This window comes from Micromonospora sp. CPCC 205561, from assembly GCF_036906775.1.
GTDB lineage: Bacteria > Actinomycetota > Actinomycetes > Mycobacteriales > Micromonosporaceae > Micromonospora.
Genome location: NZ_JBAKHV010000031.1, coordinates 21,227 through 36,447 on the forward strand (window position 1 = coordinate 21,227; position 15,221 = coordinate 36,447).

Sequence of the window (15,221 nt, forward strand, 5' to 3'; positions counted from 1 at the left end):
CTCCGGCCGTGCGGGGTCGCCGCGCAGCTCAGCTGGTCGACAGCGGGGCCGTGCTCGCCCCGGTGAGCGCGACCAGGTCCCCGGGCGCGAGTTCGACCTGGAGGCCGCGCCGGCCCGCCGAGACGTAGACGCTCGGGTGGCCGAGGGCCGACGAGTCGAGCACCGTGGGCAGCCGGCGACGCTGGCCCAGCGGGCTGATCCCGCCGCGCACGTAGCCGGTGGCCCGCTCGGCCACCGCCCGGTCGGCCATCGCGGCCCGCTTGCCGCCCAGGGCCGCGGCGAGCGCCTTGAGGTCCAGCTCGCCGGTGACCGGCACGACCGCCACGGCCAGCGCGCCGTCGACCTCGGCGACCAGCGACTTGAACACCCGCTCCGGCGGCACCCCCAGCGCGGCCGCGACGAGCGCCCCGTAGTTCGGGGCGTCCGGGGAGACGTCGTACGGGTGGGTGCTGTGGTTGATCCTCCGCTTCGCCAGCAGCGCCGTCGCCGGAGTGCCCTGTCCCGCCATGCCGGTCAAGCTAACCCGGGCTCGCGCCGCCCGCGAGCCGAAACGACCGTCACCCGGGCGGGCGGCAGACCAGCGTCGTCGGGGCCCCGGCGACCCGGGTCAGCACCAGGCTGGCCGCCTCGTCGCCGGCCAGCCGGAGGTCGCGCCGGAGCCTCTCCGGCTCCAGCGCGGACCCGCGCTTGAGGATCTCGACGCGCCCGACCCGGCGCTCGCGCAGCAGCGCCCGCAGCCGCTTGAGCGAGAACGGCAGCACGTCGGTGACCTCCAGGCAGCGGGCGAACGGGGTCGGGGTCGGGGCGTCGGCGTAGAGGTAGGCGATGCTCGGGTCGGCGAGCGTCGCGCCCAGGGCGTCGGCCAGCTCCGCGACCAGGTGCGCGCGGACCACCGCCGGGTCGGGGTCGTACAGGAAGCGGCGGATGGGGCCGACGGGCGCCTCGGCGCCCCCCGAGCCCGTCAGCCGGTGACAGCCGCCGGTCGGTCGACCGGAAGGGTGAGGCGTCCCGGAGGTGTCGGCGGGAGCGCGCAGCACGGTGGCCCGGCGGGGCGCCTCGGCGAGCGGGCCGCACCACAGGGCCGCCTCGACCAGATCGCCGTCGACGCTCACCCACTCCGCCTCGGCCCCCGCCGGGACCAGCGCGTGGTCGATGCCGGGCGCCACCTTCACCACCGTGCGCGGCACCCGCTCGGCCAGCCCGACGACGAAGTCCCAGGGCGGGGAGTAGGCGTTCGGGTCGAAGATCCGCTTACCGGTGCCCGCCCGGCGGCGCGCCGGGTCGCAGAACACCCCGTCGACCCGGCCCACGTCGAACGCCGTGGCGTCGGCGCACTCCACGGTGAACAGTCCGGCCAGCCCGGCCGCCTCGGCGTTGGCGGCGGCCATCGCGGCGGTCACCGGGTCGGCCTCCACGCCGTACACCCGGATGCCGGCGCGGGCGGCGGCCAGCGCGTCGGCGCCGAGGCCGCAGCCGAGGTCGGCGAGGGTCCGTACCCCGGCGGCCCGGAGCCGGTCGGCCCGCCGCGCCGCCACGACGCCCCGGGTGGCCTGCTCCAGCCCGGCCCGGGTGAGGAACATCCCCGCCGCCGCGGGCCCGAACTTGCCGGCCGCCCGGCGCCGCAGCTCGGCCTGGGTGAGCGCGGCGGCCGCCAGCCCGGGCGGCAGCCCGGCGGAGCGGAGCGCGGACGCCGCGGTCAGCGGGTCGCCGCCGGCCACCCGCGCGGCCGCGTCGAGCGCGGCCGACCCCTCGGGCGTACGCAGGGCGGCGAGCAGGTCGGGATCCACCCGCTCATTGTGGTCGGCGGGTGCGACGCGCCGGGCGGCGGGTTGGCACTCTCCTTGACGGAGTGCTAGCCGAGGAATAACCTGCGATTAGCACTCTCACCCCGAGGGTGCCAGCTTCCGGGCCCCGTGGTCCGGTTGCTGAACGCCAGGCGGACCGGCACCCGCGACGACGGCCCCGCCCGGTGGCATGTGGCAGATTGACGCTGGTCGGCTAGCCGACCGGTAACGAAACCAGTACCCCAGGAGGGTATGCCCGTGACTACCGCGACCAAGGTTGCGATCAAGCCGCTCGAGGACCGGATCCTGGTCCAGGCGAACGAGGCTGAGACCACCACGGCGTCGGGCATCGTGATCCCCGACACCGCCAAGGAGAAGCCGCAGGAGGGCACCGTCCTCGCTGTCGGCCCGGGCCGGATCGACGACAAGGGCAACCGGATCCCGGTTGACGTCTCCGTCGGCGACACCGTCATCTACTCGAAGTACGGCGGCACCGAGGTCAAGTACGCCGGCGAGGAGTACCTGGTGCTCTCCGCCCGCGACGTCCTCGCGGTCATCGAGAAGTAAGCAACCGATCAGTGACGTCGCCCCGGTCCGGCTCGCCGGGCCGGGGCGACGTCGCATCGAAGGGACATTCATGGCGAAGATCCTGAGCTTCTCGGACGATGCCCGGCACCTGCTCGAGCACGGTGTCAACGCCCTCGCGGACGCGGTCAAGGTCACCCTCGGCCCGCGCGGGCGCAACGTCGTCCTGGACAAGAAATTCGGTGCGCCCACGATCACCAACGACGGCGTGACCATCGCCAAGGAGATCGAGCTCACCAACCCCTACGAGAACCTCGGCGCGCAGCTGGTCAAGGAGGTGGCGACCAAGACCAACGACGTCGCCGGCGACGGGACCACCACCGCCACCGTGCTGGCCCAGGCGATGGTCCGCGAGGGCCTGCGCAACGTCACGGCCGGCACCAACCCGGCCGGCCTCAAGCGGGGCATCGACGCGGCGGCCGCCAAGGTCTCCGAGGCGCTGCTCGGCCGCGCGGTCGAGGTCGGCGACAAGGAGTCGGTCGCGCACGTGGCGACGATCTCCGCGCAGGACGCCACGATCGGCGAGCTGATCGCCGAGGCGATGGAGAGGGTCGGCCGCGACGGCGTCATCACCGTCGAGGAGGGCTCCACCCTGCACACCGAGCTGGACGTGACCGAGGGTCTCCAGTTCGACAAGGGCTTCATCTCGCCGAACTTCGTCACCGACATGGAGGGGCAGGAGTCGGTCCTTGAGGACCCGTACATCCTGATCACCACCCAGAAGATCTCGGCGATCGAGGAGCTGCTGCCGCTGCTGGAGAAGGTCCTGCAGAACAGCAAGCCACTGCTGATCATCGCCGAGGACGTCGAGGGCCAGGCGCTGTCGACGCTGGTGGTCAACTCGATCCGCAAGACCCTCAAGGTCTGCGCGGTCAAGGCCCCCGGGTTCGGCGACCGCCGCAAGGCGATGCTCCAGGACATGGCGATCCTCACCGGCGCCGAGCTGGTCGCTCCGGAGCTGGGCTACAAGCTCGACCAGGTCGGCCTGGAGGTGCTCGGCACCGCCCGGCGCGTGGTGGTCGACAAGGAGAACACCACGGTCGTCGACGGCGGCGGCCGGTCGAGCGAGGTCGCCGACCGGGTCGCGCAGATCCGCAAGGAGATCGAGGCCTCGGACTCCGACTGGGACCGGGAGAAGCTCGCCGAGCGGCTGGCCAAGCTCTCCGGCGGTATCGCGGTCATCAAGGTCGGCGCCGCGACCGAGGTCGAGATGAAGGAGCGCAAGCACCGCATCGAGGACGCGATCGCCGCGACCAAGGCCGCGGTCGAGGAGGGCACCGTCCCCGGCGGTGGCGCCGCCCTCGCGCAGATCCTGCCGGTGCTCGACGACGACCTCGGCTTCACCGGTGACGAGAAGGTCGGCGTCTCGGTCGTGCGCAAGGCGCTGGTCGAGCCGCTGCGCTGGATTGCGCAGAACGCCGGCCACGACGGCTACGTCGTGGTGCAGAAGGTCGCCGGCAAGGAGTGGGGCCACGGCCTCGACGCCGCCACCGGCCAGTACGTCGACCTGGCGAAGTCCGGCATCGTCGACCCGGTGAAGGTGACCCGCAACGCGGTCACCAACGCCGCGTCGATCGCCGGCCTGCTGCTCACCACGGAGAGCCTCGTGGTGGAGAAGCCGGAGAAGGCCGAGCCGGCCGCCGGTGGGCACGGCCACGGCCACGGCCACGGTCACGGCCACCAGCACGGCCCGGGCTTCTGACCCTCGCCGTACGCCTCGTCGGGGCGCACCGTCCGCGTGACGGTGCGCCCCGACGCCTTTTCCGGCGGCCGGCGCCCTCCGGTGCCCCGCGAACCGGGCGCGACGGCCGGCGGTCGGGCCGATCGGCACGCCGGCCCGGTGGGCGGCCCGACTCGCGGAGCCGGGAACGGCGCGACGCCGCGCCCCGGTCGGGGCGCGGCGTCGGTGTGCTCTGGCAGGCGGCCGGCGTCAGGCGATCTTGCGCTGGGCGGGGACGGTCGACCGGTGCGGCTGGCCCAGGCGGGCCTCCAGCCGGGCCACGTCGACCCGGCTCTGCCGGCGGTCGGCCAGGTCCTCCCAGCCGACGGCGAGCAGCCGCAGCCGCTCCGACTCGCTGAAGCCGCCCCAGACGCCGTACGGCTCGCGGACGGCGAGGGCGTGGGCGGCGCACTCGGCCCGGACCGGGCAGGCCCGGCAGACGGCCTTGGCGCCGGACTCCCGGCGCAGCCGGGACGAGCCACGCTCGCCGTCCGGGTGGAAGAACTGGGCGCTGTCGCGCCCCCGGCAGGCACCGAGTCGCTGCCAGTCCCAGAGGTCGACGATCGGTCCGGGCAGTCTGCGTACGTTCGACATCAGCACCCCTCCTCCCGCGCGGCACCGCGCAGATCCATGTGAATCGGCGTCCGGGCGACGGTCCGCGCAGGCGCGCCGTTTCCGGCCTGGCCCCTCCGTACCCGGGCCGTCGCCGACTCACACACCTGTGATCGAAAACTTCCGGCAACAAGTGGCTTATGCCCCACTTGTCGGAAAAGTTCGGATGATTGCCGGGAACCCCCTCGCGACCCGTCCCGGCCGTGGTCTGCTCGTGACCGGAGAGGAGACCACTGTGCGTACGGTTCTCGTGTGCGTTCGGACACCGCTCGCGGCGCAGCATCTGGCGTCCGCGGCGGCACGGCTCGGTCTGTCCGCCGTGGTGCGGACGGCCGTCTCCGATCCCGAGGTGATGCTCCGCCTGGCCGAGCGCCCGCCCGACGTGGTGCTCGCCGACACGGCCCTGACCCGGCCGGACAGCGCGGGCTTCGTCCGCCGGGTGCTGGCCCGCGCGCCGCAGGCCTCCGTGCTGCTGCTCGGCACCGAGGAGTCGGAGGCGGCCGCCGCCACCATCAGCGCGGGTGCCCGGGGGCTGATCCAGGGCATCGACCACGACCTGACCAGCGCGGTGGCCAAGGCCCTGCTGCTGCTCTCCGCGCCGGGCCGGGCGGCCCGGCACCGGATCACCGACCCGGCCCGCGACGCGGCGGCGGTGGGCGGGCCGGTGCGCGCCGCCCAGGCCGGCCGGCAGTCGGCCGAGGCCGGCCCCACCTGGTCGGCGTCCTCCGGCGACGGCAACCCCGGCGCCCCGACGGTCGTACCGTCGCAACGCGGCGACGACCCGGGTGAGCCCGCCGACGAGCCGGCCGAGGCCGTGCCCGCCGGGCGGCGGGGCGGTTCCGCTGCGCGCGGCGGCCGCTCCCCGGCCGGGCTGACCGAACGCGAGCTCCAGGTGCTGCTTGGCATGGCCGAGGGGAAGAGCAACGCCGAGATCGGCCGGGAGCTCTTCGTCTCGGAGGACACGGTGAAGACGCACGCCCGGCGGCTGTTCCGCAAGCTCGGCGCGCGGGACCGCGCGCACGCGGTGGCGGCCGGCTTCCGCGCCGGCCTGGTGGCCTGACCCCGGGGTCACGCCCACTACGGCCGACCGGCCGGCCCCGCCTCAGGGCTCGGAGCCGGGTTCCTCGTCGGCGCCCTCGGTCAGGGTGTCGTGCACCCCGTCGGCGTAGCCCCTGGCGTAGTCCCAGGTGACGTAGTGGTCCGGGTCGGGGTCGTAGGCGGGCTCGTGCACCCGGGGCCGCCCCGAGCTGAGCAGGTGACGCAGGTTGCCCCGCAGCAGGTCCCAGTCGAAGTAGTGCGGCTCCCGGCAGTCCTCGCACTCGATGACCAGCCCGCGTACCCCGATCGGCGCCAGCAGCGCCTGGTAGATCTCCAGGTCGGCGAGATCCTCCAGCACGTCCTGACGCTCGACGTCGGTCAGCGGGTCGAGCGGGGCGTCGTCGCCCGGGTCGTCCAGGCCGGCGGCCGGATCGGCCGGGTCGCCGTTGAAGGGGTCGATGGGCTCGTCGTGCACCCCCTCACCGTAGACCCAACGCCTGGGCCGCGTCCGCCCCCGGCCACCGGTGACCTGGGCCGCCACCGGCCGGAGACGGCCCGGGCCGGTGGGTACGATGGGACGACGCGCCCGTCACCCGGCGTGTGCCGGTGCCCGCCCGCGCCACCTCGCTGAAGCCCGTTCGAGCAGCTCAGGGGAGCAATCGTGGAATTTTCGCCCAGCACCGATCTTCCGGCCGGCGCCGACAGCGGCGGGCTGGGCGGCCATCTGCCCGAGCTGCCCGCCGGCTCCGCCCGGGTGGTGCCGCTGGGGCTGACCTTCGACGACGTGCTGCTCCAGCCGGGCGAGTCGGACGTGGTGCCCAGCCGGGTCAACACGGTGACGAAGCTGACCCGCAACATCGACCTCTCCATCCCGCTGCTCTCCAGCGCGATGGACACGGTGACCGAGGCCCGGATGGCGATCGCCATGGCCCGCCAGGGCGGCATCGGCGTGCTGCACCGCAACCTCTCCCTGGAGGACCAGGCGCTCCAGGTCGACCTGGTGAAGCGCTCCGAGTCCGGCATGATCACCAACCCGGTGACCGCCAGCCCCGACGACACCCTGCGCGACGTCGACTCCCTCTGCGGGCGCTACCGCATCTCCGGCGTGCCCGTCGTGGACGGCGAGGGCCAGCTGGTCGGCATCGTCACCAACCGCGACATGCGGTTCGTCTCCGACCCGGCCACGCCGGTCCACCAGATCATGACGCGTACCCCGCTGGTCACCGCCCCGGTCGGGGTGAGCAAGGACGACGCCCTCGGCCTGCTGCGCCAGCACAAGGTGGAGAAGCTGCCGATCGTCGACGACGCGGGCCGGCTGCGCGGGCTGATCACCGTCAAGGACTTCACCAAGAGCGAGCAGTACCCGGAAGCCACCAAGGACGACGCGGGCCGGCTCCGGGTGGCCGCCGCGATCGGCGTCGGCGACGACGCCTACAAGCGGGCCCGGGCGCTGGTCGACGCGGGCGTCGACGTGCTGATCGTGGACACCGCGCACGGTCACCAGCGGGCCGTGTTGGACATGGTCCGCCAGCTCAAGAAGGACGTGACGGTCGACATCGTCGGCGGCAACGTCGCCACCTACGCCGGCGCCCGGGCGCTGGTCGAGGCGGGCGCCGACGGCGTGAAGGTCGGCGTCGGGCCGGGCGCGATCTGCACCACCCGGATCGTCGCCGGGGTGGGCGTACCGCAGATCACCGCGATCATGGAGGCGGCGCGGGCCGCGCGGCCGGCCGGCGTCCCGGTGATCGGCGACGGCGGCATCCAGTACTCGGGCGACATCGCCAAGGCCATGGTCGCCGGCGCCGACACGGTGATGCTGGGCAGCCTGCTGGCCGGCTGCGAGGAGAGCCCCGGTGAGCTCATCTTCGTCAACGGCAAGCAGTACAAGGCCTACCGGGGCATGGGCTCGCTCGGCGCGATGCAGTCCCGGGGCCAGGCCAAGTCGTACTCCAAGGACCGCTACTTCCAGCAGGACGTGACCAGCGACGAGAAGCTGGTCCCGGAGGGCGTGGAGGGGCAGGTGCCCTACCGCGGCCCGCTGTCGCGGGTGGCCCACCAGCTCGTCGGCGGGTTGCGGCTGGCGATGGGGTACGCCGGCGCGGAGAACATCCCCGATCTGCACGAGCGCGGTCAGCTCATCCGGATCACGGCGGCCGGGCTCAAGGAGAGCCACCCGCACGACATCCAGATGACCGTCGAGGCGCCCAACTACCACACCCGCTGACCATCCCCCTGCGACAACTGGAGTCCCCCATGCGTGACGTGGTCGAGATCGGGCTGGGCAAGACCGCGCAGCGCGGCTACCACCTGGACGACATCGCCATCGTGCCGAGCCGCCGGACCCGGGACGTCGACGACGTCTCGACCAGCTGGCAGCTCGACGCGTACCAGTTCGGCATCCCGTGCGTCGGGCATCCCTCGGACGCGACGATGAGCCCGGCCTCCGCCGTCCGCCTCGGCCAGCACGGCGGCCTCGGCGTGCTCAACGTCGAAGGGCTGTGGACCCGCTACGAGAACCCGACCAAGGTCCTGGAGGAGCTGGCCGGGCTGGGCGAGGGCGCCCGCGCCACCAAGCGGCTCCAGGAGGTGTACGCGGAGCCGATCCGCCCCGACCTGATCGCCGAGCGGGTACGCGAGCTGCGCGAGGGCGGCGGCACGGTGGCGGTGCGGGTCTCCCCGCAGCACACCCTGGCGCTGGCCCCGGTGATCCTCGACGCCGGCGTGGACATCCTGGTCATCCAGGGCACCATCGTCTCCGCCGAGCACGTCTCGACCACCGACGAGCCGCTCAACCTCAAGGAGTTCATCGCCGACCTGGATCTCCCGGTCATCGTCGGCGGCTGCACCGACTACAAGACCGCGCTGCACCTGATGCGCACGGGCGCCGCCGGCGTGATCGTCGGCATCGGCGGCGACGAGTGGTCCACCACCGAGTCGGTGCTGGGCATCCGGGTGCCGATGGCGACCGCGATCGCCGACGCGGCGGCGGCCCGCCGGGACTACCTCGACGAGACCGGCGGCCGGTACGTGCACCTGATCGCCGACGGCGACCTGCAGACCTCGGGCGACATCGCCAAGGCGCTCGGCTGCGGCGCGGACGCGGTGATGCTCGGCGAGCCGCTGTCGCTCTGCGCGGAGGCGCCGGCCGGTGGCGCCTGGTGGCACTCCGCCGCCAGCCACCCGTCACTGCCCCGGGGCGCGTTCGAGATCGCCGGAGAGCCGTTGGGTTCGATGGAGCAGCTGCTCTTCGGTCCCGCCGACGAGCCGGACGGCCAGCTCAACCTCTTCGGCGGGCTGCGCCGGGCGATGGCCAAGTGCGGCTACCGCGACCTCAAGGAGTTCCAGAAGGTCGGCCTGGTCCTCGACCGCTGACCTGCGCAAGCAGCACCACCCGCACCGGCCGCGCCGATAGGCTCGGCCGGTGCGTCGTACCCGCCGGTTTCGCCCCGCGCTCGCCGTCGCCGTCGTGGCGGCCCTGGTCTTCACCGCCTGCACCGACGCCGACGAGCGGGCCGGGCTGCGGCCGGGGGCGGCCGACCTCGCCGACCCGTACGTGCCGGGGGCCGGCAACGGCGGCTACGACGTGGCCGACTACCGCCTCGCCGTCCGCTACGACCCGGCGACCGACCGGCTCTCCGGGCGGGCCGTGCTCACCGCCACCGCGACCACCGGGCTGTCCCGGTTCAACCTCGACCTCGCCGGGCTGGACGTCTCGCGGGTGGCCGTCGACGGCAGGCCGGCCGGCGCCGGGCGCGACGGCGACGAGCTGGTGGTCACCCCGCGCGACGGCCTGCCGCGGGGGACCCGGTTCAGCGTCGAGGTGGAGTACTCGGGCGTGCCGGCCGCGAGGGCCGACGGGCAGCTCGGCAGCGGTGGCTTCCTGCACACCGGCGACGGCGCGATCGCGCTCGGCCAGCCCTGGTCGGCGGCCACCTGGTTCCCCGTCAACGACCACCCCTCCGACAAGGCCACGTACGACATCGAGGCGACCGTCCCGGACGGGCTGGCCGCGCTGAGCAACGGGGTGCCGGGGGAGAAGAGCAGCTCCGGCGGCTGGACGACCTGGCGCTGGAGGGAGCGGGCGCCGATGGCCAGCTACCTGACCACCCTGGTGATCGGCGACTACCGGGTACGCACCGGCACGCACGCCGGCAGGCCGATGGTCACGGCGGTGCCGGCGAGCCTGCCGGAGACCGGGCCGGAGGCCGCCTCGCTGGCCCGTACCGGCGAGATCGCCGACTTCCTGGCCAGCCGGTTCGGGCCGTACCCGTTCGATTCCTACGGCGGGATCGTGGTCGACGACGGCCGGATCGGCTACGCGCTGGAGACCCAGTCCCGGCCGGTGTACGGGCCGGCCTTCTTCCGCGGCGGGCGGCCCAACCTCGCCGTGGTCGCGCACGAACTGGCCCACCAGTGGTTCGGCAACAGCGTGGCACTGAGCCGGTGGAGCGACATCTGGCTCAACGAGGGCTTCGCCAGCTACGCCGAGTGGCTGTGGGAGGAGCACGACGGAGGCCGCACCGCGCAGCGCAACTTCGAGCTGGAGTACGCCGCCACCGACTGGTCGCGCCCCTCCGTCGACCCCGGACGGTCGCGACTGTTCGGCGCGGCCGTCTACAAGCGCGGTGCGCTCGCCGTGCACGCGTTGCGCCGTACGGTCGGCGACGACACGTTCTTCCGCATCCTGCGCACCTGGACCGCCGAGCGGCGCGGCGGCAACGCCACCACGCAGGACCTGGTGGCGCTGGCCGAACGGGTCGCCGACAAGCCCCTGCGCCCGCTCTTCGACGCCTGGCTGGTCGGCGCGGCCGCCCCCGCCCTGCCCTGACGACCCAGCGCCGCGGCGCTCGGTAGGCTGCCGCCGGACCCCGGTTCCGCACCGCCGCCCCGGTCCGGCCGCCCTCCGCGCGGCCGGTCGGGCGCGAGCGCGGCGCCGGGTGCGGATCCGCTTCGGGTCGCCGGTGCGGCGACCGGCGGCACAGGGAGGGAAGTGGCGATGACGCTGTCGCGGCGGACGCTGTGCGCGGGCACGGGCCTGCTGCTGGCCGGGGCGCTCGGGCTGGTCGGCTGCGGATCGGCCGAGGAACCGGCCCCGGCCCCGACCACCGCCGCGCCGGCCGCGCCGCGCCAGTTCATCCTCGGAGCGGCCGGCGCCGGAGACGCGTACTTCCCGACCTACGGCAACGGCGGGTACGACGTCAGCCGCTACACCGTCAAGGTGCGGTACGACCCGGCGAAGGACCGGCTGACCGGCACCACCACCGTGCAGGCGGCGGCGACCACCGACCTGTCCGCGTTCAACCTCGACCTGGCCGGGCTGACCGTGCGGTCGGTCTCGGTGGACGGTGCCCCGGCGAAGCACGGCCGCAAGGGCGACGAGCTGGTGGTCACGCCGGCCGCCGGACTGATCGCGGGCAACGGCTTCGTCGCCGAGATCAGCTACGAGGGCGAGCCGGAGCCGCTGCGCAACGAGGCTCTCGGTGTCGGGGGCTTCCTGCACACCGAGGACGGCGCGATCGCGCTCGGCCAGCCCGAGTCGGCGAGCACCTGGTTCCCGGTCAACGACCACCCCTCGGACAAGGCCACCTACGACTTCGAGATCACCGTGCCGAATGGACTGACGGCGGTCAGCAACGGCGTGCCCGCCGGGAAGAGCACGGCCGGCGGCTGGACCACCTGGAAGTGGGCCGAGCGCAGCCCGATGGCGAGCTACCTGAGCACCGTGGTGATCGGCAGGTTCCGGATCACCGAGGGGCAGCACAGGGGACGGCCGGTGTTCCACGCGGTGAGCACGGGCGTGCCGCAGGGCGCCGCCGACCGCTCGATCGCCGGCACGGTCGAGGTGGCCGACTACCTGGAGAGCGTCTTCGGGCCGTACCCCTTCGAGGCGTACGGGGGCGTGGTCGTCTCGGACGCCCGCATCTCGTACGCGCTGGAGACGCAGAGCCGCCCGGTCTACGCCGCCAGCTTCTTCAAGGGCGGGGTGAACACCGGGGTGGTCGCCCACGAGCTGGCGCACCAGTGGTTCGGCAACAGCGTGTCGCTGGCGAGGTGGCAGGACATCTGGCTCAACGAGGGGCTGGCCACGTACGCCGAGTGGCTCTGGGCCGAGCACGACGGCGGGCGCACCGCCCAGCAGGCCTTCGACGCCCGGTACGCCGGCTCGTCGGGCCAGCTCTGGCGGACGCCGCCGGGCGAGCCGGGCATGGCGAACCTGTTCAGCGAGTCGGTCTACCAGCGCGGCGGGATGACCGTGCACGCGCTGCGGATGACCGTCGGCGACAAGGCGTTCTTCGAGATCCTCAGGAGCTGGGCGGCGCAGAAACGCGACGGCAACGCGACCACGGCCGAGTTCGTCGCGCACGCCGAGCGGGTCTCGGGCCGGCAGCTGGACGACCTCTTCGACGCGTGGCTGCACGGCAAGGAGCGGCCCGCCCGCCCCGGGAAGCGGTGACGGCGGGCGGCCCGGCCGGGCCGCGAGGCGGGGGCGTGCGGGCGTTCAGCGCTTGACGCGCAGCTCCGGGTGGGCGGTGAGGTAGGCGTCGGCCCGGCCGGCGCGCAGCTCGGTGAGGAACTTCCGTCCGGTCGCGGTGAGCTGCTCGCCCCGGTAGGCGCTGCCCCGGCCCACCCCCTCGCCGGGGAGGCCGACCGGCACGAACCGGTCCGGCGTCAGCCCGCCCAGGGCGTACGCGACGTCCACGACGCGCGGCCCGCCCGCGTAGACCAGGGTGTCGCCGAGCGCGTCGACCACCTGCTGGACGCGCTCCGGCTGCCGGGCCAGCCCGCCGTCGAGGATCTTGGTCACCAGCGCCTTGACCAGCTGCTGCTGGTGGCGCTGCCGGGCGTAGTCGCCGCCGGTGACGTAGCGCTGCCGGGCGTAGTCGAGCGCCTGCCAGCCGGTGAGGTGCCGCTCGCCCTTCTCGTACACCATCTGCGGCCCGACGTAGCCCCCGCCGCCCGGCGCGGGCTCCCGGTGCCGGCCGTCGGGCCGGCGGTGCAGCGAGACCACCCGCTGGTCGACGTAGAGGTCCACGCCGCCGAGGGCGTCCACCAGCCTGTCGAAGCCGTTGAAGGTGAGCACCGCGCCGGCGTCGAAGCGCAGCCCGGTGTAGCCGCTGACCGCGCTGCGCAGCAGCTCGTACCCCTGGGTGGTGCTCGGCTGCTTGGGCCTGCCGGGCACCCGGCTGCCGTAGCTCATCGCGTGCGTGAGCTTGGTCTTCCCGCCCCGGTAGCCGGCCTTCGGGAAGGCCGGGACGTCGACCAGCAGGTCGCGGGGGAGGGAGAAGAGGTACGCCCGGTCGAGGCCCTTCGGCACGTGCAGCACCAGCACCGCGTCGCCGTGCGGCTCCCAGCCCGGCACGCTGACCCGGGTGTCCACCCCGACGAGCAGGAGGTTGAGCGGCCCGGTGAGGCCGGCGCCCGGCGGGGCGGTGGGGCTCGGCGTGGGGCCCGGGGTGGGGCTCGCCGGGGGCGTGCCGGTGGCGCCGGTCGGACCGACCGCGCGCCGTGGCCCGTCGTCGCCGAGCAGCCGGGTGACCACCAGGGCGCCGACGGCCACCAGGACCACCGCCGCGAGGGCTGCCAAACCCAGCACCCACCGCGGGCGCTGTGCCCCTGTCCGCTGAGCCATGTGACACCCCCGTGATGACAACGTCCCGACGGGGGCCCCGAGTTGCGGGTGGGCGCCTCCGGATCGGCGGACCGGGAGCATGATCGCGCGAGAACGGGCGCTGGCGCGATGGCTACCCAGCGGTAATGATTCCTGCATGCGGTACGACGTGGTCGTCATCGGGTCCGGTTTCGGCGGCAGCGTCACCGCGCTCCGGCTGGCCGAGAAGGGCTACTCGGTGGGGGTCCTGGAGGCGGGGCGGCGCTTCGCCGACGACGAGTTCCCGCAGACCTCCTGGCGGCTGCGGCGCTTCCTGTGGGCACCCCGTCTCGGCTGCTACGGCCTCCAGCGGCTCACCCTGCTCCGCCCGGCCGACCGGGGCTCCGGCGGCGGCGTGCTGGTGCTCTCCGGCGCCGGCGTCGGCGGCGGCTCGCTGGTCTACGCGAACACCCTCTACGAGCCGCCGGACGCCTTCTACGCCGACCCGCAGTGGCGGCACCTCACCGACTGGCGTGACGAGCTGGCCCGCCACTACGACCAGGCGAAGCGGATGCTCGGCGTCACCACGTACCCGACGGTCACCCGCGCGGACCGGGCGATGCGGGCGGTGGCCGACCGGATGGGGGTGGGGCACACCCACCACGCCACCCCGGTCGGCGTGTTCATCGGCCGCCCCGGCCAGCGGGCCGCCGACCCCTACTTCGGTGGGGCGGGGCCGGAGCGCACCGGCTGCACGCACTGCGGGGGGTGCATGACCGGCTGCCGGCACGGCGCGAAGAACACCCTCGTGAAGAACTACCTCTTCCTGGCCGAGCGGCTGGGCGCGCGGGTGCACCCGCTGACCACGGTCACCGCCGTGCGCCCGGCCGACGGCGGCGGGTACGCGGTGCACACCGCGCGCACCGGGGCGTGGCCGCGCACCCGCCGGCAGGTGATCCACGCCGACCAGGTGGTCTTCGCGGCCGGTGCGCTCGGCACCCAGCGCCTGCTGCACGCGATGAAGGCGGAGGGGGCGCTTCCCGCACTCTCGCCCCGCCTCGGCGAGCTGACCCGGACGAACTCGGAGGCGATCCTGGGCGCCTCGGTGCCCCGCGGGCGGGCGCGGGCCGAGGGGCTCGACTTCACCGAGGGCGTGGCGATCACCAGCTCGTTCCACCCCGACCCGCAGACCCACATCGAGCCGGTCCGCTACGGGCGGGGCTCGAACGCGATGGGACTGCTCCAGTCGCTGCTGGTCGACGGCGGGCCGCACCGGGTGCGCCGCTGGCTGGGGACCCTGCTGCGTCAGCCGGGCGCGGCGGCCCGGCTGCTGTCGGTGCGCGGCTGGTCGGAGCGGACGGTGATCGCCCTGGTGATGCAGTCGGCGGACAACTCGCTGACCACCCGGCTGCGGCGCGGCCCGTTCGGCCGGCGCCTGGTCTCCGGGCCGGGGCACGGCGCGCCCAACCCGACCTGGATCCCGGCCGGCAACCGGGCGGTGCGGCTGCTTGCCGAGGAGATCGGCGGCACGCCCGGTGGGGCGTTGACCGAGCCGTTCGACATCCCGATGACCGCGCACATCCTCGGCGGGGCGGTGATCGGCGGCACCCCGGACGAGGGCGTGGTCGACCCGTGGCACCGGGTGTTCGGCCACCCGGGGCTGCACGTGGTCGACGGGGCGGCGGTCTCGGCGAACCTCGGGGTGAACCCGTCGCTGACCATCACCGCCCAGGCGGAACGCGCCATGTCCTTCTGGCCCAACAGGGGCGACGAGGACCCGAGGCCCCTGCCGGGCTCGCCGTACCGGCGGGTGGACCCGGTTGCGCCCCGCCTGCCGGCGGTCCCGGCCGGCGCCCCCGGCGCGCTCCGGACGTGACCGGGACGCGGCGCCCGG

General features: G+C 74.4%; 13 protein-coding genes. 8 read left to right on the top strand and 5 right to left on the bottom strand.

Annotated features, from left to right (window positions below):
* Window positions 1-28: 28 nt before the first annotated feature.
* Complete coding sequence (gene ybaK / locus V6V16_RS17430; protein WP_334563336.1) at window positions 29-508, bottom strand: Cys-tRNA(Pro) deacylase; 480 nt, start codon at window positions 506-508, stop codon at window positions 29-31.
* Window positions 509-557: 49 nt separating this feature from the next.
* Complete coding sequence (locus tag V6V16_RS17435; RefSeq protein ID WP_334563337.1) at window positions 558-1,787, bottom strand: THUMP-like domain-containing protein; 1,230 nt, start codon at window positions 1,785-1,787, stop codon at window positions 558-560.
* A gap of 249 nt (window positions 1,788-2,036) precedes the next feature.
* Here V6V16_RS17435 and groES point away from each other — a divergent pair, with 249 nt between their 5' ends.
* On the top strand, window positions 2,037-2,351 hold the full coding sequence (gene groES, locus V6V16_RS17440) for a co-chaperone GroES (protein WP_121399825.1): 315 nt from the start codon (window positions 2,037-2,039) through the stop codon (window positions 2,349-2,351).
* A gap of 70 nt (window positions 2,352-2,421) precedes the next feature.
* Window positions 2,422-4,071: a chaperonin GroEL gene (gene groL, locus V6V16_RS17445; protein ID WP_334563339.1), complete on the top strand. Its 1,650-nt coding sequence runs from the start codon at window positions 2,422-2,424 to the stop codon at window positions 4,069-4,071.
* A 228-nt stretch (window positions 4,072-4,299) separates the two neighbouring features.
* Here the strand turns inward: groL and V6V16_RS17450 are convergent, their stop codons facing one another.
* Window positions 4,300-4,683, bottom strand: coding sequence for a WhiB family transcriptional regulator (locus V6V16_RS17450; RefSeq protein ID WP_089003203.1), 384 nt, complete (start codon window positions 4,681-4,683; stop codon window positions 4,300-4,302).
* A 253-nt stretch (window positions 4,684-4,936) separates the two neighbouring features.
* Here V6V16_RS17450 and V6V16_RS17455 point away from each other — a divergent pair, with 253 nt between their 5' ends.
* A complete protein-coding gene (locus V6V16_RS17455) occupies window positions 4,937-5,761 on the top strand; it encodes a helix-turn-helix transcriptional regulator (protein ID WP_334563342.1) in 825 nt (274 codons plus the stop codon).
* 42 nt (window positions 5,762-5,803) lie between these two features.
* Here V6V16_RS17455 and V6V16_RS17460 read toward each other — a convergent pair whose 3' ends face one another.
* Window positions 5,804-6,214, bottom strand: coding sequence for a DUF5319 domain-containing protein (locus V6V16_RS17460; protein WP_334563343.1), 411 nt, complete (start codon window positions 6,212-6,214; stop codon window positions 5,804-5,806).
* A gap of 186 nt (window positions 6,215-6,400) precedes the next feature.
* On the opposite strand from V6V16_RS17460, the gene guaB reads away from it, so the two are divergent.
* The 4 genes from guaB (at window position 6,401) to V6V16_RS17480 (ending at window position 12,193) form a co-directional block, all read left to right on the top strand.
* Window positions 6,401-7,963 (top strand): IMP dehydrogenase, encoded by a 1,563-nt coding sequence (gene guaB / locus V6V16_RS17465; RefSeq protein WP_334563344.1) that lies wholly within the window; start codon window positions 6,401-6,403, stop codon window positions 7,961-7,963.
* 29 nt (window positions 7,964-7,992) lie between these two features.
* The gene (locus tag V6V16_RS17470; RefSeq protein WP_334563346.1) at window positions 7,993-9,111 is read left to right on the top strand and encodes a GuaB3 family IMP dehydrogenase-related protein; all 1,119 of its coding nucleotides are present in this window, start codon (window positions 7,993-7,995) and stop codon (window positions 9,109-9,111) included.
* Window positions 9,112-9,160: 49 nt separating this feature from the next.
* Window positions 9,161-10,567 (top strand): M1 family metallopeptidase, encoded by a 1,407-nt coding sequence (locus V6V16_RS17475; RefSeq protein ID WP_334563347.1) that lies wholly within the window; start codon window positions 9,161-9,163, stop codon window positions 10,565-10,567.
* A 168-nt stretch (window positions 10,568-10,735) separates the two neighbouring features.
* Entirely contained in the window at window positions 10,736-12,193 is a 1,458-nt protein-coding gene (locus V6V16_RS17480) for a M1 family metallopeptidase (protein ID WP_334563349.1), read from the top strand.
* Window positions 12,194-12,238: 45 nt separating this feature from the next.
* Here the strand turns inward: V6V16_RS17480 and V6V16_RS17485 are convergent, their stop codons facing one another.
* A complete protein-coding gene (locus V6V16_RS17485; RefSeq protein WP_442934099.1) occupies window positions 12,239-13,369 on the bottom strand; it encodes an LCP family protein in 1,131 nt (376 codons plus the stop codon).
* A 136-nt stretch (window positions 13,370-13,505) separates the two neighbouring features.
* On the opposite strand from V6V16_RS17485, the gene V6V16_RS17490 reads away from it, so the two are divergent.
* Window positions 13,506-15,203 carry a GMC family oxidoreductase gene (locus V6V16_RS17490; protein WP_334563351.1) on the top strand — a complete coding sequence of 566 codons (1,698 nt, stop codon included), beginning with the start codon at window positions 13,506-13,508 and terminating at the stop codon, window positions 15,201-15,203.
* Window positions 15,204-15,221: the final 18 nt, after the last annotated feature.

Bases quoted from the DNA above. Each gene is read 5' to 3' on its own strand.
- ybaK (WP_334563336.1), bottom strand. From the start codon at position 508: ATGGCGGGACAGGGCACTCCGGCGACGGCGCTGCTGGCGAAGCGGAGG.
- groES (WP_121399825.1), top strand. From the start codon at position 2,037: ATGCCCGTGACTACCGCGACCAAGGTTGCGATCAAGCCGCTCGAGGAC.
- groL (WP_334563339.1), top strand. From the start codon at position 2,422: ATGGCGAAGATCCTGAGCTTCTCGGACGATGCCCGGCACCTGCTCGAG.
- V6V16_RS17450 (WP_089003203.1), bottom strand. From the start codon at position 4,683: ATGTCGAACGTACGCAGACTGCCCGGACCGATCGTCGACCTCTGGGAC.
- V6V16_RS17470 (WP_334563346.1), top strand. From the start codon at position 7,993: ATGCGTGACGTGGTCGAGATCGGGCTGGGCAAGACCGCGCAGCGCGGC.
- V6V16_RS17480 (WP_334563349.1), top strand. From the start codon at position 10,736: ATGACGCTGTCGCGGCGGACGCTGTGCGCGGGCACGGGCCTGCTGCTG.
- V6V16_RS17485 (WP_442934099.1), bottom strand. From the start codon at position 13,369: ATGGCTCAGCGGACAGGGGCACAGCGCCCGCGGTGGGTGCTGGGTTTG.
- V6V16_RS17490 (WP_334563351.1), top strand. From the start codon at position 13,506: ATGCGGTACGACGTGGTCGTCATCGGGTCCGGTTTCGGCGGCAGCGTC.